Annotated in this window: 32 protein-coding genes; 14 read left to right on the top strand and 18 right to left on the bottom strand. The window is 60.6% G+C overall.

Annotated elements, in window-relative coordinates; all coding sequences use genetic code 11:
* Positions 1-13 precede the first annotated feature (13 nt).
* The gene (locus AC1DF8_RS24045) at positions 14-712 is read right to left on the bottom strand and encodes a DsbA family protein (protein WP_112542986.1); all 699 of its coding nucleotides are present in this window, start codon (positions 710-712) and stop codon (positions 14-16) included.
* Positions 713-961: 249 nt separating this feature from the next.
* The gene (locus tag AC1DF8_RS24040; RefSeq protein WP_112971050.1) at positions 962-1,453 is read right to left on the bottom strand and encodes a DUF721 domain-containing protein; all 492 of its coding nucleotides are present in this window, start codon (positions 1,451-1,453) and stop codon (positions 962-964) included.
* A gap of 97 nt (positions 1,454-1,550) precedes the next feature.
* On the opposite strand from AC1DF8_RS24040, the gene mutY reads away from it, so the two are divergent.
* Genes mutY through AC1DF8_RS24025 form a run of 3 tightly spaced genes read left to right on the top strand, consistent with a single transcriptional unit; the run spans position 1,551 to position 3,628 of the window.
* A complete protein-coding gene (gene mutY, locus AC1DF8_RS24035; RefSeq protein WP_478155324.1) occupies positions 1,551-2,642 on the top strand; it encodes an A/G-specific adenine glycosylase in 1,092 nt (363 codons plus the stop codon).
* A 2-nt stretch (positions 2,643-2,644) separates the two neighbouring features.
* Complete coding sequence (locus tag AC1DF8_RS24030) at positions 2,645-3,259, top strand: HAD family hydrolase (RefSeq protein WP_478155323.1); 615 nt, start codon at positions 2,645-2,647, stop codon at positions 3,257-3,259.
* 3 nt (positions 3,260-3,262) lie between these two features.
* The gene (locus tag AC1DF8_RS24025) at positions 3,263-3,628 is read left to right on the top strand and encodes a nuclear transport factor 2 family protein (RefSeq protein ID WP_113014997.1); all 366 of its coding nucleotides are present in this window, start codon (positions 3,263-3,265) and stop codon (positions 3,626-3,628) included.
* 129 nt (positions 3,629-3,757) lie between these two features.
* Here AC1DF8_RS24025 and AC1DF8_RS24020 read toward each other — a convergent pair whose 3' ends face one another.
* From AC1DF8_RS24020 to AC1DF8_RS24010, 3 genes are all read right to left on the bottom strand, one after another.
* Complete coding sequence (locus AC1DF8_RS24020) at positions 3,758-4,888, bottom strand: site-specific DNA-methyltransferase (protein WP_112542981.1); 1,131 nt, start codon at positions 4,886-4,888, stop codon at positions 3,758-3,760.
* A gap of 148 nt (positions 4,889-5,036) precedes the next feature.
* The gene (locus tag AC1DF8_RS24015) at positions 5,037-5,396 is read right to left on the bottom strand and encodes an antibiotic biosynthesis monooxygenase family protein (RefSeq protein ID WP_112971053.1); all 360 of its coding nucleotides are present in this window, start codon (positions 5,394-5,396) and stop codon (positions 5,037-5,039) included.
* The gene (locus AC1DF8_RS24010) at positions 5,393-5,722 is read right to left on the bottom strand and encodes an NIPSNAP family protein (RefSeq protein WP_112971054.1); all 330 of its coding nucleotides are present in this window, start codon (positions 5,720-5,722) and stop codon (positions 5,393-5,395) included. The genes AC1DF8_RS24015 and AC1DF8_RS24010 overlap by 4 nt, the downstream gene beginning before the upstream one ends.
* Positions 5,723-5,793: 71 nt before the next feature.
* On the opposite strand from AC1DF8_RS24010, the gene AC1DF8_RS24005 reads away from it, so the two are divergent.
* Positions 5,794-6,480: an ArsR/SmtB family transcription factor gene (locus AC1DF8_RS24005; RefSeq protein WP_478155322.1), complete on the top strand. Its 687-nt coding sequence runs from the start codon at positions 5,794-5,796 to the stop codon at positions 6,478-6,480.
* A gap of 78 nt (positions 6,481-6,558) precedes the next feature.
* Here the strand turns inward: AC1DF8_RS24005 and AC1DF8_RS24000 are convergent, their stop codons facing one another.
* Positions 6,559-7,227, bottom strand: a complete 669-nt coding sequence (locus AC1DF8_RS24000) for a GntR family transcriptional regulator (protein WP_112543128.1) — start codon at positions 7,225-7,227, stop codon at positions 6,559-6,561.
* A gap of 160 nt (positions 7,228-7,387) precedes the next feature.
* On the opposite strand from AC1DF8_RS24000, the gene AC1DF8_RS23995 reads away from it, so the two are divergent.
* On the top strand, positions 7,388-8,077 hold the full coding sequence (locus AC1DF8_RS23995; RefSeq protein WP_112542977.1) for an HAD family hydrolase: 690 nt from the start codon (positions 7,388-7,390) through the stop codon (positions 8,075-8,077).
* Positions 8,078-8,231: 154 nt separating this feature from the next.
* Here the strand turns inward: AC1DF8_RS23995 and AC1DF8_RS23990 are convergent, their stop codons facing one another.
* Positions 8,232-8,918: a hypothetical protein gene (locus AC1DF8_RS23990; RefSeq protein WP_183848403.1), complete on the bottom strand. Its 687-nt coding sequence runs from the start codon at positions 8,916-8,918 to the stop codon at positions 8,232-8,234.
* Positions 8,919-9,180: 262 nt separating this feature from the next.
* Here AC1DF8_RS23990 and thrC point away from each other — a divergent pair, with 262 nt between their 5' ends.
* The 5 genes from thrC to AC1DF8_RS23965 all read left to right on the top strand — a co-directional run bounded on the left by thrC (position 9,181) and on the right by AC1DF8_RS23965 (position 15,872).
* Positions 9,181-10,581, top strand: a complete 1,401-nt coding sequence (thrC, locus tag AC1DF8_RS23985) for a threonine synthase (RefSeq protein ID WP_478155321.1) — start codon at positions 9,181-9,183, stop codon at positions 10,579-10,581.
* Between the two features lie 27 nt (positions 10,582-10,608).
* Positions 10,609-11,907 carry a M16 family metallopeptidase gene (locus tag AC1DF8_RS23980; protein WP_478155320.1) on the top strand — a complete coding sequence of 433 codons (1,299 nt, stop codon included), beginning with the start codon at positions 10,609-10,611 and terminating at the stop codon, positions 11,905-11,907.
* A 30-nt stretch (positions 11,908-11,937) separates the two neighbouring features.
* Positions 11,938-12,552 (top strand): GNAT family N-acetyltransferase, encoded by a 615-nt coding sequence (locus tag AC1DF8_RS23975; protein ID WP_112542973.1) that lies wholly within the window; start codon positions 11,938-11,940, stop codon positions 12,550-12,552.
* Entirely contained in the window at positions 12,549-15,461 is a 2,913-nt protein-coding gene (locus tag AC1DF8_RS23970) for a sensor domain-containing phosphodiesterase (RefSeq protein WP_112542972.1), read from the top strand. Before AC1DF8_RS23975 ends, AC1DF8_RS23970 begins: the two co-directional genes overlap by 4 nt.
* A 102-nt stretch (positions 15,462-15,563) precedes the next feature.
* Entirely contained in the window at positions 15,564-15,872 is a 309-nt protein-coding gene (locus AC1DF8_RS23965) for a Dabb family protein (RefSeq protein WP_112542971.1), read from the top strand.
* Positions 15,873-15,882: 10 nt separating this feature from the next.
* Here the strand turns inward: AC1DF8_RS23965 and AC1DF8_RS23960 are convergent, their stop codons facing one another.
* From AC1DF8_RS23960 to AC1DF8_RS23935, 6 genes are all read right to left on the bottom strand, one after another.
* Positions 15,883-16,782 (bottom strand): metal ABC transporter solute-binding protein, Zn/Mn family, encoded by a 900-nt coding sequence (locus AC1DF8_RS23960; protein ID WP_478155319.1) that lies wholly within the window; start codon positions 16,780-16,782, stop codon positions 15,883-15,885.
* A 15-nt stretch (positions 16,783-16,797) separates the two neighbouring features.
* The gene (locus AC1DF8_RS23955) at positions 16,798-17,670 is read right to left on the bottom strand and encodes a metal ABC transporter permease (RefSeq protein WP_183887387.1); all 873 of its coding nucleotides are present in this window, start codon (positions 17,668-17,670) and stop codon (positions 16,798-16,800) included.
* Entirely contained in the window at positions 17,667-18,407 is a 741-nt protein-coding gene (locus AC1DF8_RS23950; RefSeq protein WP_113116274.1) for an ABC transporter ATP-binding protein, read from the bottom strand. Before AC1DF8_RS23950 ends, AC1DF8_RS23955 begins: the two co-directional genes overlap by 4 nt.
* On the bottom strand, positions 18,404-18,535 hold the full coding sequence (locus AC1DF8_RS23945; protein ID WP_478155318.1) for a hypothetical protein: 132 nt from the start codon (positions 18,533-18,535) through the stop codon (positions 18,404-18,406). Before AC1DF8_RS23945 ends, AC1DF8_RS23950 begins: the two co-directional genes overlap by 4 nt.
* Positions 18,536-18,691: 156 nt before the next feature.
* On the bottom strand, positions 18,692-19,177 hold the full coding sequence (locus AC1DF8_RS23940; RefSeq protein ID WP_112542967.1) for a peroxiredoxin: 486 nt from the start codon (positions 19,175-19,177) through the stop codon (positions 18,692-18,694).
* 69 nt (positions 19,178-19,246) lie between these two features.
* Positions 19,247-20,086 (bottom strand): protein-disulfide reductase DsbD domain-containing protein, encoded by an 840-nt coding sequence (locus AC1DF8_RS23935; RefSeq protein ID WP_478155317.1) that lies wholly within the window; start codon positions 20,084-20,086, stop codon positions 19,247-19,249.
* A gap of 141 nt (positions 20,087-20,227) precedes the next feature.
* Here AC1DF8_RS23935 and AC1DF8_RS23930 point away from each other — a divergent pair, with 141 nt between their 5' ends.
* From AC1DF8_RS23930 to AC1DF8_RS23915, 4 genes are all read left to right on the top strand, one after another.
* On the top strand, positions 20,228-20,833 hold the full coding sequence (locus AC1DF8_RS23930; RefSeq protein WP_112542965.1) for a YqgE/AlgH family protein: 606 nt from the start codon (positions 20,228-20,230) through the stop codon (positions 20,831-20,833).
* Positions 20,834-20,927: 94 nt separating this feature from the next.
* Positions 20,928-21,119 (top strand): CsbD family protein, encoded by a 192-nt coding sequence (locus AC1DF8_RS23925; RefSeq protein WP_037105617.1) that lies wholly within the window; start codon positions 20,928-20,930, stop codon positions 21,117-21,119.
* Entirely contained in the window at positions 21,103-21,195 is a 93-nt protein-coding gene (locus AC1DF8_RS23920; RefSeq protein ID WP_112543127.1) for a hypothetical protein, read from the top strand. The genes AC1DF8_RS23925 and AC1DF8_RS23920 overlap by 17 nt, the downstream gene beginning before the upstream one ends.
* Before the next feature lie 9 nt (positions 21,196-21,204).
* The gene (locus AC1DF8_RS23915) at positions 21,205-22,281 is read left to right on the top strand and encodes a zinc-binding metallopeptidase family protein (protein ID WP_478155316.1); all 1,077 of its coding nucleotides are present in this window, start codon (positions 21,205-21,207) and stop codon (positions 22,279-22,281) included.
* On the opposite strand, the gene rnhA is transcribed toward AC1DF8_RS23915, so the two are convergent.
* The 5 genes from rnhA to AC1DF8_RS23890 all read right to left on the bottom strand — a co-directional run bounded on the left by rnhA (position 22,282) and on the right by AC1DF8_RS23890 (position 25,954).
* The gene (gene rnhA, locus AC1DF8_RS23910; RefSeq protein ID WP_113015008.1) at positions 22,282-22,734 is read right to left on the bottom strand and encodes a ribonuclease HI; all 453 of its coding nucleotides are present in this window, start codon (positions 22,732-22,734) and stop codon (positions 22,282-22,284) included.
* A complete protein-coding gene (locus AC1DF8_RS23905; RefSeq protein WP_112542961.1) occupies positions 22,731-23,696 on the bottom strand; it encodes a homoserine kinase in 966 nt (321 codons plus the stop codon). Before AC1DF8_RS23905 ends, rnhA begins: the two co-directional genes overlap by 4 nt.
* 66 nt (positions 23,697-23,762) lie before the next feature.
* A complete protein-coding gene (gene ispH, locus AC1DF8_RS23900; RefSeq protein WP_478155315.1) occupies positions 23,763-24,767 on the bottom strand; it encodes a 4-hydroxy-3-methylbut-2-enyl diphosphate reductase in 1,005 nt (334 codons plus the stop codon).
* 61 nt (positions 24,768-24,828) lie between these two features.
* Complete coding sequence (locus tag AC1DF8_RS23895) at positions 24,829-25,581, bottom strand: SURF1 family protein (protein WP_478155314.1); 753 nt, start codon at positions 25,579-25,581, stop codon at positions 24,829-24,831.
* Positions 25,574-25,954 carry a DUF983 domain-containing protein gene (locus AC1DF8_RS23890; protein ID WP_112543126.1) on the bottom strand — a complete coding sequence of 127 codons (381 nt, stop codon included), beginning with the start codon at positions 25,952-25,954 and terminating at the stop codon, positions 25,574-25,576. Before AC1DF8_RS23890 ends, AC1DF8_RS23895 begins: the two co-directional genes overlap by 8 nt.
* Positions 25,955-26,007: the final 53 nt, after the last annotated feature.

The raw sequence follows: 26,007 nt of genomic DNA, 5'->3' as shown, positions 1-26,007 counted from the left end.
AAAACGGTACGGATCAGAGGAGGCTGTCGATGAGGGCCGACATGGTGTCAACCGGCATGTCTCCAGAATAGCGCTTGCCATTGATGAGGAACGTCGGCGTGGCATTGACGCCGAAGTCCTTGGAACCCCGTTCCCGCGTGGCATTCACTTCATCCAGCAGTTTCTGGTTCGTCAAGCACTTCGTGAAGCTATCCTCAGTAAATCCGGCAAGCTTCGACATCTGCAGCAGTGCAGCGCGGCCATCATCGGCTGCTGCCCAGACCTGCTGCTGCTTGAAGAGCATGGCGACCATCGGGAAATACTGTTCGGGTGTTGCGAGCTCATCAGGCTTCTGCGGGTTGCAGCGGGCGAGCATGAAGGCAGCGGCAGCGCGGGGGTCAAAGGGGAATTCGCGCAGGATGAACTCGACCTTGCCGGTATCGACATATTTCTGCTTGATGGTGTCGAAGGTCGTGTTGTGGAAGTGGGCGCAGTGCGGGCAGGTCATCGACATATATTCGACGATCTTGACCGGGGCATCGGCTTTGCCGAGTGCCATTTCCGGCAGCGCGCCGGGCTCCAGCACCTTGGCCATGTCGACATCGCCGTCCGGCTTCGGAATTTCCGGGGCTGCCTGCGCCTGCGCCGTACCGTATACCGCCATGGATGCGGTTGCGGCGGCGACACCGCCCAGAAGCTGGCGTTTCGTCAATTGCATTTCAGAGATGCGCATGGGTTCCCCATAAACAAGTGTGGCAGCTGCTTGTGCGATATAACGGCCAGAAGCCGCTAACAAGGCACGCTTCGCCAACTTTCTTCAAAGAATTGTGACCTGCGAAAGACGAATAGTCAAAAGAGTGCAGGATTTTGCCCTATCGATTGAGATCGTGACGATTGCCGACACGCAGAACCAGAAACCGGACCGCGTCGTCATCGAAATCGTCAATCACGCGACGGTCGCCGGCGAGGCGTCAAACGACACCTATCTGCCCCGCTTGCCCAATACCGCCGTCCCCAGACGAGCGATCGCCTTTCTGATCTTTTCATCCTCCAGGCCCTGCATCATCCCTTCCAGCTTGCGGGCCGCCTCGCCCTTCAAGGGCGGCGGCGTGCGGGAACGTTTGACCGGCTGGTAGACCGGTTTCTGGACGATGCGGAGTTGGTGGACGGCGGCAAAGCCGAAGAAGCTGTTGATGCGCTGGATAAGCTCACCCTGCGCGTGGGTGAGAAAAAGAGCGCGTGCGCCTTCGCAGGCAACCGTCAGCACACCGGGACGGAAGCTTCCATCATCGCCGCCGCCGCGGGCCCAGGCAATCTTTTCCGGGCGGGTGCAATCGGCGAAGTCCTCGCCGGCGATTTCGTCCCAGGAGCCGAGAAGTGCGCTGTTGATGCCGGCACGGCGAGCGAGAACCGGATCGATGATGCCGTTCGTCAGCTCTGCAATCTGCTTCTCATCTTTGCGTGGATAACTCATCGAAACCTTGGTAAGCGACGTCCATCGGCGGCCGTCGGCTTGATCACGCCGCCTTGCTTCGCCAAGTATAGATCACTTCCCCCGATCGCGGCAAATAATGACGATACGCACACCGGACGCGCCGAATGCCTCCCCTCTCCTGGAATGGTACGACCGCCATCATCGCGACCTTCCCTGGCGGGTTTCGCCACCGATGGCCAAGCGCGGCATCAAGGCCGATCCCTATCACGTCTGGCTGTCCGAGGTGATGCTGCAGCAGACGACGGTGCAAGCGGTCAAACCCTATTTCGCGAATTTCCTGGCGAAGTGGCCAACAGTGACCGATCTCGCCAATGCACCCGTTGAAGCTGTCATGGCAGCCTGGGCGGGACTTGGATATTACGCACGGGCACGCAATCTCAAGAAATGCGCCGAGGCGGTCGCGAGCCAGCATGGCGGCATCTTTCCCAACACCGAAGAAGGCCTGAAAGCGCTGCCCGGCATCGGCGACTATACGGCCGCGGCAGTCTCGGCCATCGCCTTTGACCGGCAGGCCGCCGTGATGGACGGCAATGTCGAGCGGGTCATCTCCAGGCTCTATGCCATCGCCACGCCGCTTCCAGCCGGCAAACCGCTGATGCGCCAGAAGGTGGCGCTGCTGACGCCGGCTGACCGACCCGGCGATTTTGCCCAGGCGATGATGGATCTCGGCGCCACCATCTGTACGCCGAAGCGCCCGGCCTGCTCGCTCTGTCCGTTCAACGGATCGTGCGAGGCGCTCAGCCTGCATGATCCCGAGCAGTTTCCGGTCAAGGCCGCCAAGAAGGAAAAGCCGATCCGGCGGGGTGCGGCCTTCGTCGCGGTCACCTCCGACGGCGATATCCTGCTTCGGCGGCGGATTGAGAGCGGCCTGCTCGGCGGCATGACGGAAATTCCGACGACAGCATGGACCGCGCGGCAGGACGGCGAGACCTCAGCCGAAGCGGCACCCTTCAAGGCTGACTGGGAGAGCGCCGGCAGCGTCACCCACGTCTTCACCCATTTCGAGCTCAAGCTTTCGATCTTCCGCGTGGCAATTACCAATCGCCTACAAATCGATGACGGCTGGTGGGAGCCAGTTATAAATCTTGAAGCTCAGGCGCTGCCGACTATCATGAAAAAAGCGATCGCAGCGGCTATTCCTCTCGCGTTCAAAACAGCCAAGGGATGATTATGGCAAACGACATCAAGCATATCGTTTTCGATATTGGCAAAGTTCTTATTCATTACGATCCGCAAATTCCCTTCAGCCGCCTCATTCCCGATGAGGCCGAGCGCACCTGGTTTTTCGCCAATATCTGCACGCACGACTGGAACGTCGAGCAGGACCGCGGCCGCACCTGGGCCGATGCCGAGGCCTTGCTGATCAAGGAGCATCCGAACCGCGAAGAGCATATCCGCGGCTTTCGCAAGAACTGGCACGAGATGATACCGCACGCCTATGAAGACAGCGTCGCGATCATGGAGGGCTTCATCAATGAAGGCCGAGACGTGACGATGCTGACCAACTTCGCGTCCGACACATTCCGCGAGGCGCAGGAACGCTTTCCCTTCCTCAAGAAGCCGCGCGGCGTAACCGTTTCCGGTGATGTCGGCCTCATCAAGCCCGATATCGCGATCTACGAAACGCATGCGAAGAGTTTCGACCTCGATCCGGCTGCGACGATCTTCATCGACGACGCACCCGTCAATGTCGAGGGCGCTAAGGCCGCCGGCTGGAATGCCGTGCTCTTCACCGGCGCCGACAAGCTGCGCGCCGACCTCGCGACTTACGGTTTGAGGGCCTGAGCCATGGCTTTCGATCCCGCTGACGCCATCGACCGCTTCCACGCGGCAATCAACGCGCTCGATTTTCCCGAGATCGAGCGCTGGTTCGCCGATGATGCGACCTACGTCTCCAACGGCGTCGGCAGCCTTGCCGGTCGGGCCGAGATCATGGCTGCCTTCCGACGCTATTTCGACGATTACCCTGACCAGACAGCAGAAAACTCCCTGGTGGAAACGCTGACGCCGCTTTCCGGCCGGGCCGTCTGGTCTGTTCGGGCAACACACAGCAAGACCGGCAAGCCGCTGATCCGCGAAGGCGAGGAAACGATCACCTTCAATGCGGACGGCAAGGTTACGCGGGTCGATGTGACCGACTACCAGGAATTCTGAGGCGAGATTGCTGCCGCTTTTGCAGAAACAAGAAGCCCGGGGTCTTTCGGCCCCGGGCTTCTTGTTTCTTCTTCCGTAACTGGAGGTACAAACCGGAAGAAGCTGTATCTCAATCTTGCAAGATGTTGCTCAATCCATCTTTGCAAGGTCGCTGCGGATGATGGACCGCAAGTCGTCGATCGGGCGCAGGGATTGCCCGTCGTCGAAGTGCCAGAAGGTCCACCCGTTGCATGCATCAAGGCCCTGCACTTTCGCGCCGAGACGATGAATGGAGCCGGCCTCGCCACCAGCGGCGACAGTGCCGTCGGCGCGTACCACGGCGCTATAACGCCGTCTGGCATCCGTCAGCACCTGGCCGGGCTTGATAAGGCCGCTTTCGACCAGCACGTTGAAGGCGACGCGGGCTTCGGCCTTCTTGCCGGTCATGACGGTCAGTTCCGCCTTGCCGAGCGGCTCGACGGCGGCGATGCGGGCAGAGGCCGCATCGATATAATCCTGCTCACGCTCGATGCCGACGAAGTGGCGGCCGAGACGCTTGGCAACGGCGCCGGTCGTTCCCGATCCGAAGAAGGGATCGAGAATGATATCGCCGGGCTTCGACGAGGCCATGATGACGCGGGCGAGCAACGCTTCCGGCTTCTGCGTCGGATGGACCTTCTTGCCATCCTCGCCCTTCAGGCGCTCGTTGCCGCTGCAGATCGGGAAGAGCCAGTCGGAGCGCATCTGCACATCGTCATTGGCGGCCTTCATGGCATCGTAATTGAAGGTATAGCCCTTGGCCTTCGCGTTCGGGCTCGCCCAGATCATCGTTTCATGGGCATTCTGGAAACGACGGCCCTTGAAATTCGGCATCGGATTGGTCTTGCGCCAGACGATGTCGTTGAGGATCCAGAAGTTCAGATCCTGCAGCGTAGCGCCAACGCGGAAGATATTGTGATAGGAGCCGATGACCCAGATCGTGCCCGTCGGCTTCAGAACGCGGCGGCAGGCGAGCAGCCAGGCGCGCGTGAAAGCATCATAGGCCTCGAAGGAGGCGAACTGATCCCATTCGTCGTCGACCGCATCGACCAGCGACTGGTCCGGCCGGTGCAGCGTGCCGCCAAGCTGGAGGTTATACGGCGGATCGGCGAAGATGACGTCAACCGACTGGTTCGGAAGAGCGTCAAGGGCTGCGACGCAATCGCCCTTGATGATCGTGTCGACCCAAGAACCCGGCTTGACGGAAGCCTTGAGGTCGGCAAGCGGAAAAACAGACGCCATTTAGATACTCACTCATACGCTTTACGCTTAACTGTCCGTTATGGTTACGCAAGTTGGTTACCAAAGGCTGAAGCATCGACCCGTTTCGGGAAAATATTCGGGTTTGCGCGTAGGAGAGAGGCAAGCACCAAGCCGGTGCCTGCCCCTTTCATTCCACTACATGAAGGCTATGGACGTGCCTGCTGTCTTCAGGTGCTTCGGCCCGCTCGATCATGCCATAATCCCTGATCACCTGGCCGATACGCAGGCGATAGTCTGCGAAAATGCCGTTGCGGCCGGCCTTCTGGGCCGCGCGATGGGCCTCAAGATTGCGCCACTCGCGGACCGCCTCTTCGTCCCTGAAGAACGAGAGCGAGAGGATCTTGCCGCGCATAGTCAGACTCTCGAAACGCTCGATGGAGATGAAGCCGTCGATCTTTTCGAGTTCGGATCTGAGTTCGCCGGCCAAGTCGAGATAGCGATGGCGTTCGCCGACATAGGGGATGACTTCGAAGATGACGGCGATCATGGCAGTACCAGTCTCGCATGTGGGGCCGAGACATTCTTCAGGAAGATGCGGTCCTCTTTCAGGATGAAGCGTTCACGGCGGGCGAATTCGTAGTTCTCCCGACCGAGCGGATCGGCGGCAAGTCTTGCGCGATAGGCCTCATAGGCTGTCAGGCTTTCGATGTTGTAGACACCGTATGCCGTCGTCGCGGAACCCTCGTGCGGGCCGAAATAACCGATCAGGTCGGCGCCGTTTCTCGGGATCGCCTGCCCCCAGTTGCGGGCATATTCGGCAAAGGCATCCTTGCGGAACGGGTCGATCTCGTAGCGGATGAAGCAAGTGATCATCGTTTTCTCCTTTCGTGTGCGAAGCGTTTTCGCACATTGCCGTACGAGAATGCTTCGGTTACCATCGAAGTATGAAAGAAGGGCCTGACATTGCTCAGATCGGCGCGCTCGTCGGCGATCCAGCGCGCGCCAATATGCTGGCGGCGCTGACCGGCGGGCGCGCGCTGACGGCAACCGAACTTGCTGCGGCCGGCGGCATCACCCTGCAGACCGCAAGCACGCACCTTTCAAAACTCGAAGCCGGCGGCTTGCTGGCGCAGCGCAAACAGGGGCGGCACCGCTACTTCACGCTCGCCGACGAGGCCGTCGCACGGCTGATCGAAAGCATGATGGGCCTTGCGGCAAGCCGAGGTCATTTGCGCCATCAGCCTGGTCCGAAAGACCCGGCGCTGCGCAAGGCGCGCATCTGCTACGATCATCTGGCGGGCGATTTTGGCGTGCGCATGCTGGACAGCCTCGTTGCCTCTGGGTCGATCGATGCCATCGGCGACGGGCTTGCGGTGACGGCGAAAGGCGAGAGCGATCTGCAATGTATCGGCATCGATGTCGCCAGCCTCAAGTCCTCGCGCCGGCCGCTCTGCCGCTCCTGCCTCGACTGGAGCGAACGCCGCGCCCATCTTGCCGGCAGCCTCGGCAAGGCGCTGCTTTCGAATTTCATGGAGAAGGGCTGGGCAAGGCGGATACCGGAAAGCCGCTCTGTGGTCTTTTCACCCGAAGGCGAGCGGCAGTTCCTCAAGCTCTTTCCGCTGGAAGGCTAAGGCGCGACAAGCGTATTCCTGAATGGTTGCGAGCGACCATGGTGTAAAACTCGCTCAGGTACCTACAATTTTGAGAATTCAGCCGACGATGGCAAAGGCTTCACGTTCGCCGCCCTTCTGGGCGGGTTGCGGGGCACGTCCGATCCACTGCACATGCTTCTGCAGGATGGCGGCAGCCTCCTCCGCCTTGCCCTGGCGAAGTGCGGCAAGGATGGCCCTGTGATCGTGATCCGTACGTTTTTCCCAACCGGATCGCCAGGCGGAAAACAGGAAGCGGGCACTTGCCGCATGGAGGTCGTCGATAGAGGCGAGCAGGCGCGGCATGGCGCAAGGGGTGAGGATCAGGCGGTGGAAGCGGCGGTTCGCCTCTTCCCAGGCATGCACATCGGCAGCGGCATCACCTTCACGTGTCGCCTCCTCCGCGGCGTCAAGAATGGCGGGCGTCAAGTGGCGGCTGGCATGTGTCAAAGCAAGCACTTCGAGTGCGGCGCGCATTTCAGCGACCTCGCGCACCTCGGCGAGATCAAAGGAGGCGACGCGAACGCCACGGCGCGGCTCGCTTATCGCCAGTCCCTGCGCCTCCAGCCGACGGAAAGCCTCGCGTACCGGCACATGGCTGGTGTCGAACTCCTCGGCAATATGGTCCTGTCGAAGACGAGCGCCAGGCGCAATCTCGCCATGGACGATGCGCTCTGCAAGCACGCGGGCGATGCGCGCGGTGATGGTGTCTTCAGGTTCCCTGCTCATTGCCATCAAGTAGCGAGCCCTGCAGGACTTGTCGAGGTGGGACGGAACCTGCTCCCGGCAAAGCTGCCCGCACAATGCATTCCAGCCATGCCGTGCAGCCGATTGAGCTTTCGGCGGCCATCGTGTAAAGCCGCATCATCCCCGAATAAGGCATGAGTATATGGACGGCTTCGACCTCATCATCTTCGACTGCGACGGCGTTCTGGTCGATTCCGAAATCATCGCTGCCAACGTGGAATCGGTGCTGCTGACCGAAGCAGGCTATCCGATCAGCGTCGAGGAGATGAACGAGCGCTTCGCCGGCCTGACCTGGCAGGACATACTCTTCCAGATCGAGCGCGAGGCCAGCATTCCGATCTCGGCATCCCTGCTCGACAAGTCGCAGCAGATCCTGGACGTGCGGCTCGAACAGGAAGTACAGGCTATCCCCGGTGTCGAATATGCCGTCGGCCGCCTTCCGATGAAGCGTTGCATCTGCTCCAATTCCTCGAGCAAGCGGCTCGATATGATGCTTGGCAAGGTCGGCCTGAAGCAGCTCTTTGCACCAAACATCTTCTCCGCCAAGGATCTCGGCCCCGATCGTGCCAAGCCGAAGCCGGATATTTTCCTGCATGGCGCCAGCCAGATGGGCGTTTCGCCTTCCAGGACTGTCGTCGTCGAAGATTCCACTCATGGCGTTCATGCTGCACGCGCGGCAGGCATGCGCGTTATCGGCTTCACCGGCGGCTCGCATACCTATCCGTCGCATGCCGACAAGTTGACGGATGCGGGCGCAGAGACGGTGATTTCACGCATGAACGATCTGCCCGGCGTTGTCGCCGCGTTGGCGGAGTGGGAAGGCGTGCTTTAAGGGCGCAGCCTTGAAACTCTAGCGGAAAAAATCCGCACCGGGAGCCCGCAACCTGCGGGCTTTTTTGCATCTAGGGTGATGTTTGTCGCGCGGCAGCATGCACCACGTCAATGGGCGCGTTGGGTCTCGCAGGAGTGATCAAGCGGCCGATGCTTCAGCTGCTCTTCTTCTTCGAGTTCTTTGCGTTCTTGGAGGGCTGAGTGTCGAAACCGACATTGACGCGCACGAGAGCACCGGAGCCGACCGGCATCTTGATGCCTTCATGGCGGAATATGACCTGGGTCGCCGGTGCGCCGGCCGGGATCTGGGCTGGGAAATTCACGACTTCGGACGACAAAACATCCTGGCCATCCAGCACCGAGATGCGGATCGGCAAGGTGACCGGGCCGGAGGCGCCGCCCGGGCCGGCGACGAGGCGAAGCTGCGCCACGACGGTCATCGAAAGTGCCGTATCGTTCAGCGTGCACTGGCGGGTGTAGTCACCGAAGGATGCCTGGAAGACGACTTGCTGCGGGTCGCCGGCCTTTGCGCCCTTCGCGTAGGTGCGATAGATCGCATCCTGATCGCGCATGAATATCTGCGGGCAAGCGCCCTGAACCACCGGCGCGACCCTGCCTTGTGCGGTAACGCCGGTCCCGATCGGGGCCTGGTTCGACGAAGGATTGGTCGGTGCGACCGGCATGATCTGGGCATCGCCATTCGGCTGAAGCGGCGCCGGGCCGGTTGCCGCGGCGGTCGCCTCAGGCTTGCTGTCGCCGCCGAGGCCAAGCGAATTGCAGCCGGCAAGGGCGGCAAAAAGCGATGCAGAAACAATGAGACGCGAGACCTTGCCGAGCACGATATTCCACCCCTTGCAGACGCTTTTCTTCTAGGTGCTTGCGACTTTCCCGCAAGGCCTTTCATGACAGTTGGCGATGGTCTATATCAGCGGCGCAAAGAAAAATCGATTGGGTAAGCACCGTTTTGATGCACTTTTCGGCGCCGGATGCGGGCAACTTCAATAACATACCTGCGGCAATGCCCCGGCGAGCCGGCAAGCTCCCTCTTTTCAACGCGGCGACTGTCCGTTTTTCGCGCGGAAACTCTCCAGCCATAGATCAAGGATGACGAACGTGGACTATATCTCGACCCGCGGCGAGGCCCCTTCCCTCGGCTTTTGCGACGCCCTTCTGGCAGGGCTGGCGCGCGATGGCGGGCTCTATGTTCCGCGCAAATGGCCGAGTTTTTCCAAAAAGGAAATCCGGGCGCTGCGCGGCAAGACGTATCAGGAGATCGCCTTCACCATCCTTTCGCCCTTCACCAATGGCGAAATCCCGGACGAAACCTTCCGGGCGATGATCGACGAAGCCTACGGCACTTTCCGCCATCCGGCGATCGCGCCGCTGGTGCAGACCGGCCCGAACAGTTTCGTGATGGAATTGTTCCACGGCACGACGCTCGCTTTCAAGGATGTGGCGATGCAGCTTCTTGCCCGCCTGATGGATTACGCTCTGGAAAAGCGCGGCGAGCGGGCAACGATCGTCGGCGCCACCTCGGGCGATACGGGTGGTGCAGCGATCGATGCTTTTGCCAACCGCGAGCGCACCGACATCTTCATCCTCTTCCCGCATGGCAAGGTTTCGCCCGTACAGCAGCGCCAGATGACGACGTCGACATCGGGCAACGTGCACGCGCTTGCCGTGGAAGGCAATTTCGATGATTGCCAGAACCTCGTCAAAGCCATGTTCAATGACACGGCCTTCCGCGACAAGGTGAAGCTCTCGGGCGTCAATTCGATCAATTGGGCGCGCATCATGGCCCAGATCGTCTACTATTTCACGACGGCGATCGCACTCGGCGGGCCGGACCGGAAGATCTCATTCACGGTGCCAACGGGCAATTTCGGCGATATCTTCGCCGGCTACTGCGCCCAGCGGATGGGACTGCCGATCGACAAACTCGTCATCGCCACCAACGAGAACGATATTCTGGCGCGCATGTTGAAAACCGGCCGCTACGATATGAAAGCGGTTAAGGCTACGACTTCGCCTTCCATGGATATCCAGATATCCTCGAACTTCGAGCGGCTGCTGTTCGAAGCCTATGACCGCGACGCCTCCAAGGTTCGCGCCGCAATGGAAAGCCTCAAGCAATCCAATGGTTTCGAAATTTCGCCCGAAGCGCTGAAATTCATCAAGAAGGATTTCCGTGCCGGTCGCGCAAGCGAGCGCCAGGTGGCAGAAACGATCCGCAAGACCTATGAAGAAACCGGCTATCTCCTCGATCCGCATTCCGCGATCGGCGTCTTCGTCGCCGCCAAGCGGGAAAAGCCGAATACGCCGATGGTGACGCTTGCGACTGCGCATCCGGCGAAATTCCCCGCTGCCGTAAAATCCGCCTCCGGTATTGACCCGGCGCTTCCGACGTGGCTTGCTGATGTGATGCACAGGGAGGAGCGCTTCCAGATCATCGAGCCCGAGCTCAAAGCGGTTGAAACCTTTATCGGCAAGCATGCCCGCAGCTAGATGACGGCAAGCGCAGAAAGATAGCACATGACAGTTGAGTGCACCCGGCTCAAATCCGGGCTGACAGTAGTCACACAGACCATGCCGCACCTTGAAAGCGCTGCGCTCGGAGTCTGGATCAAATCAGGTTCGCGTAACGAGACGGAAGACGAACACGGTATTGCCCACCTGCTCGAACACATGGCCTTCAAGGGAACGGCACGCCGCTCCGCCCGCGAGATCGCCGAGGAAATCGAGGATGTCGGCGGCGAAGTGAACGCTGCGACCTCCACCGAAACGACCTCTTATTATGCCCGTGTCCTGAAGGATCATGTACCGCTCGCCGTCGATATCCTCGCCGATATCCTGACGGAATCCGCCTTCGAGGAAGAAGAGCTGGAGCGCGAGAAGCAGGTCATCCTGCAGGAGATCAACGCGGCCAACGACACGCCCGACGACGTCGTGTTCGACCGCTTCTCCGAGGTCGCCTATCGCGGCCAGACGCTCGGGAGACCGATCCTCGGCACGCCGGAAACCGTCGTTTCCTTTACGCCGCAGCAGATCCGCACCTATCTCGGCCGCAACTACACGACCGACCGGATGTTCGTGGTGGCGGCGGGCGCCGTCGAGCATGACGAATTCGTTCGCTTGGTCGAAGACCGCTTCGCCAGCCTGCCGACCACGCCCAATGCGCCGCCGGTCATGGAGCCAGCGCGCTACATCGGCGGCAATTTGCGTGAGCCGCGCGACCTCATGGACGCGCAGATCCTGCTCGGCTTCGAGGGCAAGGCCTACCACGCCCGCGATTTCTATTGCTCGCAGATCCTCGCCAATATTCTCGGCGGCGGAATGTCCTCCCGCCTGTTCCAGGAAGTGCGCGAGTTCCGTGGCCTCTGTTATTCCGTCTACGCTTTCCACTGGGGCTTTTCCGATACCGGCATCTTCGGTATCCACGCCGCCACCGGTGGCGAGAACCTGCCGGAACTGGTGCCCGTCATCATCGACGAGTTGCACAAGTCGGCCGACAGCATCCATCAGAAGGAAATCGAGCGCGCCCGCGCGCAAATCCGCGCCCAGCTTCTCATGGGCCAGGAAAGCCCCGCCGCCCGTGCCGGCCAGGTCGCCCGGCAGATGATGCTCTACGGTCGCCCGATCTCCAATCCGGAGATGATGGAGCGCTTGGAAGGCATCACCATAGAGCGTCTGACCGACCTAGCGGGTCGCCTGTTCTACGACACCGTTCCGACGCTTTCGGCGATCGGTCCGCTTGAGCAGCTCGCCCCGATGGAAGACATCACCGCCTCGCTTTCGGTCCCGGCACCGAAGACGAAGCAGGCGAGCCTCTGACCGACACGTCCGTTGCGCCGAGGGGTATCGATGCCAAAATCGGTTTTTCGGTTCCTATCGCGACAGCCTGAAGCGGTCGAACTCGAAAACGATAAATATGTCTTGCGCCTGCCGCGCTATCAGGATTTCAGCCAGTGGCACCGGCTTCGCGCCGATAGCCGCCGATTTCTGGAGCCCTGGGAGCCGACATGGCGGCGCGACGAGCTGACCGAGGGATCGTTTCGCGCCCGGGTGATCCGCGGCAAACAGGAATATGCTTCGGGACAGGCAGTCCCGCTCTTCATTTTTCTAAGGAAGGACATGACGCTCGTTGGCGGCGTCACCATCGGCTATATCCGCCGGGGTGCGGCCCAAAGCTGCATGATCGGCTATTGGATGGGCGAGCGTTTTGCCGGCCAGGGCCATATGTTTGCCGCACTTCAACTGGTTATTCCTTATATCTTCGCCGGGCTTGAGTTGCACCGTATTGAAGCAGCCTGTATTCCAGACAATGCACGGAGCATTCGCCTGCTTGAGAAAGCCGGGTTCCAGCGGGAAGGCTACCTGCGCGGATATTTGAAGATCAACGGTCAGTGGCATGATCACGTGATGTTTTCACGTCTGGCCAGTGACGCGGATACAGGCAGGAAACCCAACAGCCGATGAACAAAGACCGCATGCTGCTGACGTCACCGTCCGGACGAGTGATCACGGTGATCGCAGCCCTTCTCCTGTCGGTATTCGCCCTTGCGGCGGGAACCGTGCAGGCGGCCGAACCGGTGAAGATTTCCCGCGACGATACTGCGCTGGACCTGACTGCCACGACCGAAATCTACGCCAACCAGGGCGAAGCCTTCCAGGTTTCCACCGCGGCCGGCGCCGATGGTATCCGCCGGCGTATCGAAGTGCGGGCAAGTTCGGAAAACCATCAGGGCGACTGGGCAGTCTTTGCGCTTGCCAATGTCTCGGAAGAGCAGCTTGAGCGCGTCATCGTCGCGCCGCACTTCCGTCTCGTCAATTCCAAGCTGTTCTGGCCCGATCTCGGCTCGCAGCGCATCATTGCCATTACCCCCAGCGAAGGTTTTGCACTCGACCGCCAGCCGAGCGACGAAGCGGACGTCTTCCGCATCACGCTGAACCCCGGTGCCGTCATCACCTTCGTGGCCGAGCTTGCGACACCCGACCTGCCGCAGATCTATCTGTGGGAGCCGGATGCCTATAAGGACACGATCAACGCCTTCACGCTCTATCGCGGCATCGTACTCGGCATTGCCGGCCTGCTGGCGGTTTTCCTGACCATCCTTTTCGTCGTCAAGGGAACCTCGATGCTGCCGGCGACGGCAGCACTTGCCTGGGCGGTGCTTGGCTATATCTGCGTCGACTTCGGCTTCCTCGGAAAGCTGATCAGCGTCGCCTCGGCGGATCAACGAATATGGCGCGCCTGTGCGGAGGTGGCGCTCGCCTCGAGTTTCGTGATCTTCCTCTTCACCTATCTCAATCTCAACCGATGGCATGTGCATCTCGGCTATGCCACGCTTGCCTGGGTGCTGGGTCTTGCGCTGCTCTTCGGCGTTGCGATCTATGATCCGTCGATTGCGGCCGGCATTGCTCGGCTCTCCTTCGCACTGACGGCGGCGACCGGCCTCCTGCTGATCATCTACCTCGGCTTCAACCGCTATGACCGCGCCATCCTGCTTGTGCCTGCCTGGGCGCTGACGCTTGTGTGGCTGTTTGGCGCGTGGATGACGATCACCGGCCGGCTCGACAATGACATCATTCAGCCCGCACTCGGCGGTGGTCTCGTCCTCATCGTGCTCCTGATCGGATTCACCGTGATGCAGCACGCCTTTGCGGGCGGCGCCTTCCAGCAGGGTCTGTTCTCCGATCTCGAACGCCAGTCGCTGGCGCTGACGGGCTCCGGCGACATGGTCTGGGACTGGGACGTAGCGCGCGACCGCGTCGTCACCATTCCCGATGTTTCCGTAAAACTCGGGCTTTCGCCGGGCACGATGCATGGCGCGGCGCGCAACTGGCTGCCGCGGCTGCACCCTGACGATCGCGACCGTTTCCGGGCAACGCTTGATGTGCTCCTGGAACATCGCCGCGGCCGGCTGAACCACGAGTTCCGCATCCGCGCCGAAGACGGGCACTTCCATTGGCTCCTGATCCGTGCCCGGCCGGTGCTCGGCTCGAACGGCGAAATCATTCGCTGCGTGGGCACGATCGTCGATGTGACCGAGCAGAAGAATTCCGTCGAGCGGCTGCTGCACGATGCGCTGCACGATAATCTGACGGGCCTGCCGAACCGGCAGGTCTTCATAGACCGCCTGCAGTCGGTGCTGACGCTGGCACCGGGTGGCGAGACGTTGCGTCCGACCGTGATGGTGATCGACATCGACCGCTACAAGCTGGTCAACGATTCGCTCGGAGTGGCCGCGGGCGACAATATCCTGATCGCACTCACCCGGCGTCTCCGCCGGCTTCTGAAACCGCAGGATACGCTGGCGCGTCTCTCGGGCGACCAGTTCGGTCTCATCCTTGTTTCCGAGCACGATCCGGCCAAGGTCGCGGATTTCGCCGATGCGATGAGCAAGGCGATCATGGTGCCGATCAATTTCTCCAACCGCGAGATCATCCTGACCGCTTCGATCGGCCTCACCTCCTGGGTGGACCAGCAGGAAAGTGCATCCGGCCTGCTCAGCGACGCCGAGCTTGCCATGTATCGGGCCAAGCGCGCCGGTGGCAACCGTGTCGAGCCCTTCCAGCCGGCCTTCCGCGATTTCGGCACCGACCGCCTGCAGCTTGAATCGGATCTGCGTCGCGCCATCGAACGCAAGGAACTTTCGATGGTCTACCAGCCGATCGCGCGGCTGGAGGATGTCGAGATTGCCGGTTTCGAGGCGCTGATGCGTTGGGAACATCCCAAACGCGGCAATATCCCGCCCTCGGAATTCATCCCGATCGCCGAAGCTTCCGACATCATCGGCGCGCTCGGCATCTTCGCGCTGGAACAGGCGACCAACGACCTGATGGGGTGGCAGAACCAGACCGGCGAACTACCGATCTTCGTCTCCATCAACCTCTCCAGCGTGCAGCTTCTCAACAACGAGCTTTACGACGACGTCCGCTCGGTGCTGGCGAAAACCCATTGCGATCCTTCAAGGCTGAAACTGGAACTGACGGAATCCATGGTGATGGAAAATCCGGAACAGGCCCGTCTCGTGTTGCAGAAGCTGAAGGAAGCAGGCCTTGGCCTGGCGCTCGACGATTTCGGCACCGGCTATTCCTCGCTTGCCTATCTCACCCGCTTCCCCTTCGACACAATCAAGCTCGACAAGGCGCTGGTGCGCGACAACAGCGACAAGAAGGCAACCGTGCTGAGATCGGTGATCTCCATGGCGCGCGAGCTGGAGATGAAGGTGGTCGCCGAGGGCATCGAATCCAACGAGGATGCGATCGAGCTTGCCAAGATGGGCTGCAGCTATGGCCAGAGCTATCTCTTCGGTCCGCCGATGCCGTCGGAATCGGTGCTGCGACTGCTGAGGGAACGGTTTCCGCTGACGAAGCGGGCCTGAGCGGATTTGCCCACAGAGGAATGCGGGGAGGACGCGGTTTACCGCCTTGCCCTCCCGGCCATGACAGTTATTCTGCCCGAAAACACAACCGGGAGGCCCCTTATGATCCTGCATTGCGTATTCATGCGGCTGAAGAGCGCCATGACACCAGATGACAAGCAGGCGCTATTCGACGCCATCGTGGCGCTGAAGCAGGTAATTCCAGGCATTCTGGATATCAAATACGGGCCGAATGTTTCACCCGAGGGGCTGCATGGCGGCTTCGTCGACGGATTTGCAGTGACCTTCGAGAGCCCGGAGGCCCGGGATACCTATCTCGTGCATCCCGAGCATGTGGCCGTCGGCGAGCGTATCGTCACGTCAACGGATGGAGGCCTGGCCGGCCTCCTCGTCTTCGATCTGGTTCTCTAATATTCCTTGATCAGCTCGATTTCGCCATCGCTGCGGAGAGCTGGTCAACATTGTAGCGAAACATCTTCTCGTAGGTCGGCGCCGGGCCTTTGGTGTCCGACAGCGATTCGACGTAAAGCTCACCGCCCGGCTTGGCTCCGGTGGCGGTGGCAACCTGTTTGACGAGCCGCGGATCGTTCGAGTTTTCGAAGAAGTAAGTCTTCACGCGCTCCTGCTTGATCTGCTCGATCAGCTTGGCGACCTCAGCGGCAGACGCTTCGCTTTCAGTCGAAAGTCCGAGCGGCGCCAAGAAGCTGACATTATACTCCCGGCCGAAGTAACCGAAAGCATCGTGGCTGGTCAGCACCTTGCGGCTATTATCGGCGATCTTGTCGAACTTGGAATGGGCATAGGCATCCAGCTCGTCGAGCTTCTTCGTGTACTTTTCGGCATTGGCCTTGAAGGCTGCCGCATCGGCCGGATCGGCAGCGGACAGCGCCTTTTCGATGTTGGCGACCCAGATCTTCACATTCACGGGGCTGTTCCAGACATGCGGATCGGTGACGGTCTTTCCGTCCTCTTCCATGGTGCGGGTGTTGATGCCCTCGGAGACCGTGATGGGTTTGCCCTTGTAGCCGGAGGCGGTGATGAGGCGATCCATCCAGCCTTCCAGCCCCTCGCCACTGACGAAGGTGACCTTTGCGGCGTTCRGCGCTTTGGCATCGGCTGGCGACGGCTCGAATTCATGGGGATCGCCGTTCGGGCCGACGAGACTCGTGACCTTGACGTGATCGCCGCCGACCTGGCGGACGACATCGGCAAGCACGGTGAAGGAAGCGACGACCTTCAGCGTTTCGGCCGAAGCCGGCACGGCTGAAAGCACCATCAGCACGGGCAAGGCGGCGGAGAGAAGCAGTCTGCGGGATATCATTGATGGCTCCTGTGATCAGCCCTTCAGATGCGGGCGGGGGAAGAAACGTCGGGCAAGGCCCGACGGCGCGAAGAAGATGGAGAGCCCGTAAAACAGCGCCGCCGTCATGATGATCGTTGGGCCGGAGGCAAGCTCGAGGTGATAGGACGCGATGAGGCCGAGATAGCCGGAAGCTGCGGCGCTGACCGCTGCTGTCATCATCATGGCCGGCAAACTGCGCGACCAGAGCTGGGCGATCGCGGCCGGCAGCATCATCAAGCCAACGGCCATCAACGTGCCGAGCGCCTGGAAGCTCGCGACAAGGTTCAGCACCACCAAGAGCAGGAAGAGAAAATGATAGAGCGGGCCTCGCCCGGCGACGGCACGCAGGAAACCCGGATCGAAACATTCCGCGACCAGAGGTCGGTAGATGACCGCTAGTGCCAGCAATGTAACCGATGTGATGGCGCCGATCTGCGTCAGTGCCGGTGCATCGATGGCAAGGATCGTGCCGAACAGCACATGCAGCAGATCGATGTTGGAGCCTCGCAGCGAGACTATAAGCACGCCGAGGGCCAGCGAGGCGAGATAGAAGCTCGCAAAGCTCGCGTCTTCCTGAAGCACGGTCATGCGACTGACGACGCCGGACAGCAGTGCGACAGAAAGGCCGGCGACAAGCCCGCCAATGCCCATTGCAGTCAGCGACAGCGAGCCGGCAACGAGATAGCCGATCGCCGCCCCCGGAAGCACTGCATGGCTCATGGCGTCTCCCATCAGGCTCATGCGTCGCAGCATCAGGAAGACGCCGATGGGACCGGAGCCGAGACCAAGGCAGAGGCAGGCGACGAGCGCGCGGCGCATGAAGCCATAATCGGCAAAGGGAGCGAAGAAGATATCGTAGGCCGTCATGCCGCCGGCTCGCAAGCTTCGGCATCCTCGTCCCAACGTTCGGCCATGGCGCGAGCCTCAAGCAGATTGGCTGACGACATGACCTCCTGCGTCATCCCCCAGCCGATCAGCCGGCGGGCGAGCAGCAGGGTTTCCGGGAAATGCGCCCTCACCTGCTCGAAATCGTGGAGCACGGCGATCACTGTCCGGCCGTCGCCGTGCCAGCGGGCGATGATATCGAGCAGGTCCCTGGTCGTGCGGGCGTCGATGGCGGTGAAGGGTTCATCGAGCAGGATGACACGGGCATCCTGCAACAGCAGGCGGGCAAAGAGCACGCGCTGGAACTGGCCAGCCGAGAGCGAGCCGATGTGGCGCGCCTCGAAGCCTTCCAGCCCGACGATGCCGAGCGCGGCGCGGGCGCGCATACCGTCCTGTTTCGCAACGCGGCCAAAAGCGCCGGCCGAGCGCCAGCTTCCGAGCAGCACCGTATCCAGAACGGAGATCGGAAAGCGCCTGTTGATGTCTGCTGCCTGTGGAAGATAACCGAAATCGGCGCGCTGCAGCCGGTGCTCCACTCGCCCCTCAGCCGGGCGCAGTTCCCCCATGATCGCTTTCAGCAGCGTGGATTTCCCCGCCCCGTTCGGCCCGGCGATTGCCGTCAGGCTCCCCGGCTGGAACGTGCCGGAGAGGTGATGGACCGCCGGGTGGCGATCATAGGAAACTGTCAGATTGTGGAGGCGGATGACCGGCGCGCTCATGGCAGTAAGATCGCCCAATGGATCGCAAGCCACAGGAGCGCAACGATAGTGATTGCGCCGCCGGCACGCAGCAGCGCCGATTGTCCGAGCAGGCTGCTGATGGCGAAACGTTGGGGGGCGGTCGGCATTGCTCATTCCTTTTATGTAATAACATTACGGTTATGTTATAACAATTGCGGCAGGAATGAGGCAAAGACGACCGGCGCCATATCGGCGCCTGTTTCAACGACAAATAAAAAAGGCGCCCGAAGGCGCCTTTCACACAAGCATCAATGGGTTCCGGCTCAGAGCTGCTCGAGCATCGCCGCGGCACCGGAAACCGTCGCCTGCCCGGGCGATTCCTCGACATTGAGCGACTTCACGACACCGTTCTCGACCAGCATCGAATAGCGCTTGGAGCGCACGCCGAGGCCGCCTCCGGAAAGATCGGCATCGAGGCCGACCGCCTTGGTGAAGCCGGCATCCCAATCGGCGAGGAAGTGGATCTTGCCGAGGCCGCCCGAGGACTGCGCCCAGGCGCCCATGACATGCCAGTCGTTGACGGCAAGGACGGCAATATCGTCGACGCCCTTGGCGAGAATGGCATCGCGGTTTTCCAGATAGCCCGGCAGATGGTTCAGCGAACAGGTAGGCGTGAAGGCACCCGGCACGGCAAAGAGCACGACGCGCTTGCCGGCGAACAGTTGCTCGGTGGTGGTTTCGACCGGGCCGTCGGTGGTTTTTTCCTTGAAGGTGGCGGCAGGAAGCTTGTCGCCGATCGCGATGGTCATGGATTTTCTCCTCGGTTCAGGCTGGCCGCGGCAAGGCCGCAGGGGATCGGGAGGGACTATAAGATGCGGTCAATCAAAGGCAAGCGTGGTTTCCATGGCGCGCGTGCCGTCAATGACGAGCACACCCCACTGCTTGCCCCTTATGTCGTAATTCTTCGGCAGCTTGCCGATCGTAATATCGGTGGAGTAGGCCTTGCCGCTGCGGCCGATATTCGTCTGCTTCGTAAAGGCATAGCCGCTGGGACCGGTCGCGACGATATCGGGAGTACCGCCTCCCGCCTCCGGCAGTGTGATCTTCAACGAGAGCTGTTTGAGGTCGCTCGATACGGCGTGTGCCACGACCTTAAAATCGGCAGTCGGGGCTTCGGGAAGACGGGCGGCAGCGTCGCGAAGGATTATCTCCTCCTGCGGGCGCGATTGGGCAACAGCTTCGAATTTCAGTAAAAGCTGCGCCTGGAAAGGAATGCAAATATCCTTGCAGATGCCGATGAACGCAGTGGCGTCTATTGCGACCGGCCCTGCCTTCGAAGCCGTCAGCGATAGTGGCAGGGTTACCGGTGCATCATAGCCGATGTCCTCGACCTTGCCGCGGGAGATATATTTCGGGACGGGATAGGAAATTGCGTCAAGCGTTACGCCGCTTTGCGGTACGATGGTGATCTGCGGGGGGATACCGTTATTGCCCGGCTCACGCCAATAGGTAATCCAGCCGGGCTTCGGCTCGATCTGGAGGCCGGCCCTTATATGGCCATCAGCATCCGGCGGCAGAGCCACGAGACGCATCCGACCGCCCTCATTCTCCGCCCAGTTGCTCATTTCTGCATGCGCCACCGGCAACAATCCAAGCATGGATGAAGCCGAAACGACTGCAATTAACAGGGGCCGGACAAGTAATGAAATAACTCTCATGGAACAAGGGTTTACCGAAACTCGCCAATTGCCGCTAGAAGTCCCGCCCATTTAAATCTTCATTTTCAGTTGATTGATTTGTGACATTGCCCCATGTTTCTCTTGTCGGAGCCTTAGTGCAGTCTGGCGGCAGGAGGAACCATGTCCCTTTCAACGCTGAAGAACAGACGGGAACGCGGATTTTTCGATGGTCAGTTCCTGATCGCCATGCCCGGCATGGAAGATCGAAACTTCGCACGCACGGTGATTTATATATGCGCCCACTCGGATGCGGGCGCCATGGGCTTCGTCATCAATCGCCCGCAGAGCCTCACCTTCACCGATGTGCTGCTGCATCTCGATATGATCAAGCAGGAAGATTCCATCGTGCTGCCGAAAGATGCCCGGGAATTTCCGATCCAGACCGGCGGGCCGGTCGAGAGCGGTCGCGGTTTCGTGCTGCATTCCGACGATTATATCAGCGACTCCTCCATTCCCGTCAGCGACGATATCTGCCTGACGGCGACGCTCGATATCGTGCGCGCCATCTCCAAGGGTGGCGGCCCGAAGCGGGCCACCATGCTGCTTGGCTACTCCTCCTGGGGTGCGGGCCAGCTCGAAAACGAAGTGGCCGCCAACGGCTGGCTCAATTGCGCGGCCAATGAGGAGCTGATCTTCGATCGCTGCCTCGACGACAAGTATGAGCGGGCGCTTGCCAGCATGGGTATCACACCGGCCATGCTTTCGGCCGAAGCCGGTCACGCCTGAGACTGCACCATTCCGGAACGAAATTCTTCCATTGGCGTTTCCAATCGGCAAGCGCGGGCACCCCGTCCGCGATCACCCGAGAGGAGACATCGAAATGGGTAGCACTGGCGATAAGATTTCCGGCAAGGTCAACGAGATGGCCGGAAAGGCAAAGAAGACAGCAGGCAAGGCCACCGGCAACCGTGAAATGCAGGCCAAGGGCGGCATGCAGGAAGCCAAGGGCAAGGCGCAGGTCGCAAGCGGCAAGGTGAAGGACAAGCTTAAGGGCGCTGTCGACCGCCTCTGACCGTCGGTTTCATGCCCAGTTCAATGCCTGTCGCACCCATGTGCGGCGGGCATTTTCCGTCATATCCTACCTGTAGGGGGCTGCCATGCGGTTGTTTACCTGCGACAATTGCGATCAGGTCATTCATTTCGACAACAGGCTGTGCGTGCGCTGCAACCATCGCCTGGGCTTTTTCGCCAGCGATCTGTCCATGCATGCGCTGGAATCACGCGACGAGGTGAACTGGCAGCTCGTCTCCGATCCGAACCGGCTCGTGCGGTTTTGCGCCAATGCGGGTCTCGACATCTGCAACTGGCTGGTCGATGACGGCAATGATTTCTGCATTGCCTGCCGACATAACCGACTTGTGCCGAATACCGACACGCAGGAGGGTATCGATCGCTGGCGGCGCATCAGCCAGGCACAACGCCACCTCTTCTATTCGTTGTTGCGTTGGAAGCTGCCGCATCCCGACCGGCAGGAAGATCCGCAAGGCGGCCTCGTTTTCGACTTCCTCGAAGACACCGTCCAGAATGACGGCAATGTCGTGCCGGCGATGACCGGGCACGAGGAAGGATTGATCGCCATCCGTGCGGCCGAAGCAGATGACCTGACGCGCGAGCAGGCGCGCGCGGCAATGGATGAACCCTATCGCACCCTGCTTGGACATTTCCGTCACGAGACCGGGCACTTCATCTGGGACAAGCTGGTGCGTGACCGCAACGGCTTCGACGCATTCCGCGCCGTCTTCGGTGACGAAAGGCAGGATTATGCGGCAGCCCTTCAGGAGCGCTACGCCAATGGGCCGGCACCCGGCTGGCAGGAAAGTTTCATCAGCGCCTACGCCTCCGTCCATCCCTGGGAGGATTTTGCGGAATGCTTCGCGCATTACCTGCACATCGTCGATACTCTGGAAACGGCCCGCAGTTTCGGCATAGCGATCGACCCACGCGGACATGAAGAGATCGCAGCGGAGGTGGATTTCAATCCTTACCGGGCGCAGAGCGCCGAGCAGCTCGTCAGCGCCTGGGTGCCGCTCAGCCTGGCGATCAACGCCATCCAGCGCAGCATGGGACAAGCCGATTCCTATCCCTTCGTGCTGTCGCAGCCGGTCGTAGCGAAGCTGGAATATATGCACCAGCTGATCCAGGCTGCCGCCAACGAGCAGCGACAGGCGGCCTGATCAGCCTGCCTTCCTGCTCTTCTTGAAAGGCTCCATACCCTTGCGGGCGAGCTCATCGGCGCGCTCGTTCTCAGGGTGGCCGGCATGGCCCTTGACCCAATGGAGCGTGACCTTGTGCCTGTTGCGGGCTTCCTCCAGCGCCTGCCAGAGCTCCGCATTTTTCACCGGCTTATTGTCGGAGGTCCTCCAGCCGTTTTTCTTCCAGCCGAAAATCCACTTGGAAATACCGTCCTTCACATAGGCGCTGTCGGTGTAAAGATCGACCTCGCAAGTCTCCTTCAGTGCGCTGAGCGCGGAGATCGCAGCCATGAGTTCCATACGATTGTTGGTGGTTTCAGCCTCACCACCGGAGAGTTCCTTCTCCACATCGCCGTAACGCAACACAGCGCCCCAGCCGCCTGGGCCTGGATTGCCGGAACATGCGCCATCGGTGAAGATATCGATGTGCTTCATAGGCTCAACCCGTATTCCGCAGGCGACGAAATCTGGCGATGAAAGCGCAGCTTGCGCAGATATTCCAACGGATCCTTCTTGGTGACCATTGCGCCTTCGGGCGTCGTCAGCCAATCGTAGAGACGGGTCAGAAAGAAGCGCAACGCCGAACCGCGAGAGAGGACCGGCAGAGCCTTGATTTCTGCCTCGCTCAGAGGGCGCACGCTCTGATAACCCTCCAGCATCTGCGTACCCTTGGTGATGTTATAGGCGCCGTCCTTCTCGAAGCACCAGGCATTGAGGCAGATGGAGACGTCATAGGCCAGCAGATCGTTGCAGGCGAAATAGAAATCGATGAGGCCCGACAATTCATCGCCGAGGAAGAAGACGTTGTCGGGGAAAAGATCGGCGTGGATGACACCGGCGGGCAGATCCTTCGGCCAATAGGCGCGCAGGAAATTGAGATCGCTGCGGATTTCATTCTGCAGGCCAAACTCCACCTCGTCGGCGCGCTCCTCCGACTTGTCCCAGAGCATCTGCCAGCCATCAAGCGACAGCGCATTCGGCCGTGTCAGTACAAAACCTTCACCAGCGACATGCATCTGCGCCAGCGCCTTGCCGACCTCGCGGCAGTGTTTTGCCTCCGGCTTCCTCAGCCACATGCCTTCAAGGAAGGAAATGAGCGCGGCCGGACGGCCCGACAGTGTGCCGAGCAACGCGCCATCCTTGCGCGGCAATGGCAGTGGACAAGACAGGCCGCCTGCCGACAGATGCTGCATCAAGCCGAGGAAGAAAGGCAGATCGCTCTTTTCCACCCGCTTTTCATAGAGCGTCAGGATGAGCGGCGCCTTCGACGTATGCAGCAGAAAGTTGGAATTCTCGACGCCCTCGGCGATGCCCTTGTAGGAGAGCAACTGGCCGGCATCATATTCAGTGAGAAACCATTTCAGCTCGTCTTCGGCGATATCGGTATAAACTGCCAAGGTGGGTCTCTCACTGTCGAGGCGATGTTGTCAGATGGGTGGGGCGGAGGAGAACTCCCCTCCGCCCTATTCCCCGTTCACGAATGCCATGTCAGCCGTCGTCAGCTCAAGGCTGCGCAGTTCGCGGTTGACGAGGAAGTGCTCGTTTTCCTGAACCGTTTCGGCAAGCTCGACACGGGCGTCGAAGCGAGTGCGGAATGCCTCGATGATCTCATTGACGATCACTTCCGGGGCGGAAGCGCCGGCGGAGAGGCCGAGAGTTGCAATCGGACCGATCTCATCCCAGTCGAGCTCGGAAGCGCGCTGCACGAGGATCGAGTTCTTCGCTCCTGCCCGCAGCGCCACTTCGACGAGCCGCTTGGAATTGGAAGAATTCGGAGCGCCGACGATGATGAAGAGATCGCAGCCGGGGGCGGCTTCCTTGACCACTTCCTGGCGGTTAGTCGTGGCATAGCAGATGGAATCGGCAGCCGGCGCGTGCAGCTTGGGAAAGCGCTCTTCCAGACGCTTGATGACGCCTGCGGTATCGTCGACCGAGAGCGTCGTCTGCGTCACGTAGCCGAGATTATCGGGATCACCGGGCTCGTAGGCATCCACATCCTCGACCGTTTCGATGAGCGAGACGGTCCCTTCGGGCAGCTGGCCCATGGTGCCGATCACTTCCGGGTGGCCGGCGTGGCCGATCAGGATGACGTGGCGGCCGAGGCGATTGTGGCGCATTGCCTGCTTGTGAACCTTGGAGACCAGCGGACAGGTGGCGTCGAGATAGAAGAGGTTGCGGGCATTCGCATCCTCGGGCACGGATTTCGGCACACCATGGGCGGAGAAGACGACCGGCTGGGCACGGTGTTCGGCCGGGATCTCGTCAAGCTCCTCGACGAAAACCGCGCCTTTTGCTTCCAGCCCTTCAACGACATACCGGTTATGCACGATCTCATGGCGGACATAGACAGGTGCGCCATAGGCCTTCAACGCCAGTACGACGATCTGGATTGCGCGGTCGACGCCGGCGCAGAAGCCTCGCGGACCACAAAGCCTGATCGTCAAAGGAGGTTTAGCCGCAATATTCATAACATACCCAGTTTGAGCTTCAGGGACCTCTAACCCAATATGGGGCGGAATTGAAGCGATACTATTGCGCAGCACCCTTGCGGGGGCGGAACCAGGAGATGGCGACGACGACGGCGAGAACCACCGCCAGCCCATACCAGGTGAAGGCATATTGCAGATGGTCGTTCGGCAGATCGACCTGCGTGACGCCGCCGATCGGAAAACCCGCAGGGTTGGGCGTGGAATCGGCATCGACGAAGAAGGGGATGACGCTGGCCTTGTCGAGATCGACGCTGGAGGCCATCACATCGAGATCCTTCCAGTAGAAGATGTTTTTCGCCACGTCATTGTCCGGCACCAGCGAGGACGGTTTTCCCGGAAGTTTTGCGCGCGCGAGGCCGGTCACCGTCTGCTGATCGGTCAGCTGGCCCTGCATGCGCATTTCCGGCTCCTTGTTCTCGTAGGGAACGAAGCCTCGGTTGACGAAAAGATAGCGCCCGTCCTCAAGCTGCAGCGGCGTGTAGATGTAATAGCCGGTCCGGCCGCGCCAGGTAGCGAAGAAGTGGCGCTCCTTGTTGTTGATATAGCGGCCGGTGGCGGTGACCGTGCGGTATTCGATATCGCCGCCCCGAGACGCCATGGACTCGATATCGGCAAGCGGAACCGGGGCTGCGACACGACGCTCGGCAATATCGGCGAGCAGGCCTTCTTTCCAGTGCAGGCGCTCCACCTGCCAGGTGCCGAGCGAGATCAGGATGGCGAGTGCGATGAGAACGGCAATGCCGGTAAAGATCGGCAGCTTGCGGCGCGGAGCCGGACTTTGGATGTCAGTCACTCAGGCGTCCCTCACGGGCATTGTGACGATATTGCATGGCGATGAGAATGCCCTTGCACCAGCGCAGTGCGAGCAGAGACAGAATGATCGTCAGCGGGCCGAAGAGCAGGATATGCACCCATATCGGCGGCGCATAATTGACCTGAAGCCAGAGCACCGAGCCGATGATGATGAAACCGACGATGAGAATGACGAAGACGGCCGGACCATCGCCTGCATCGGCGAAGGAATAATCGAGTCCGCAGGCGGCACAGCGCGGCTTCAGGCCGAGAACGCCGTCAAAAAGCTGGCCATGGCCACAGCGCGGGCAGCATCCCCTGATGCCGGTCTTGACCGGATCGACCGGGGGAAATTGCGCGTTGTCTTCATTCATCACCATCTCCATGCAAACGGCTTTTCGCCGTCTGCCATAACTCTCCCATAAAG

Source organism: Rhizobium sp. 05N49 (genome assembly GCF_056396805.1).
Note: the sequence above shows the minus strand (reverse complement) of the source record. Positions and strands in the feature narration are given on the sequence as shown.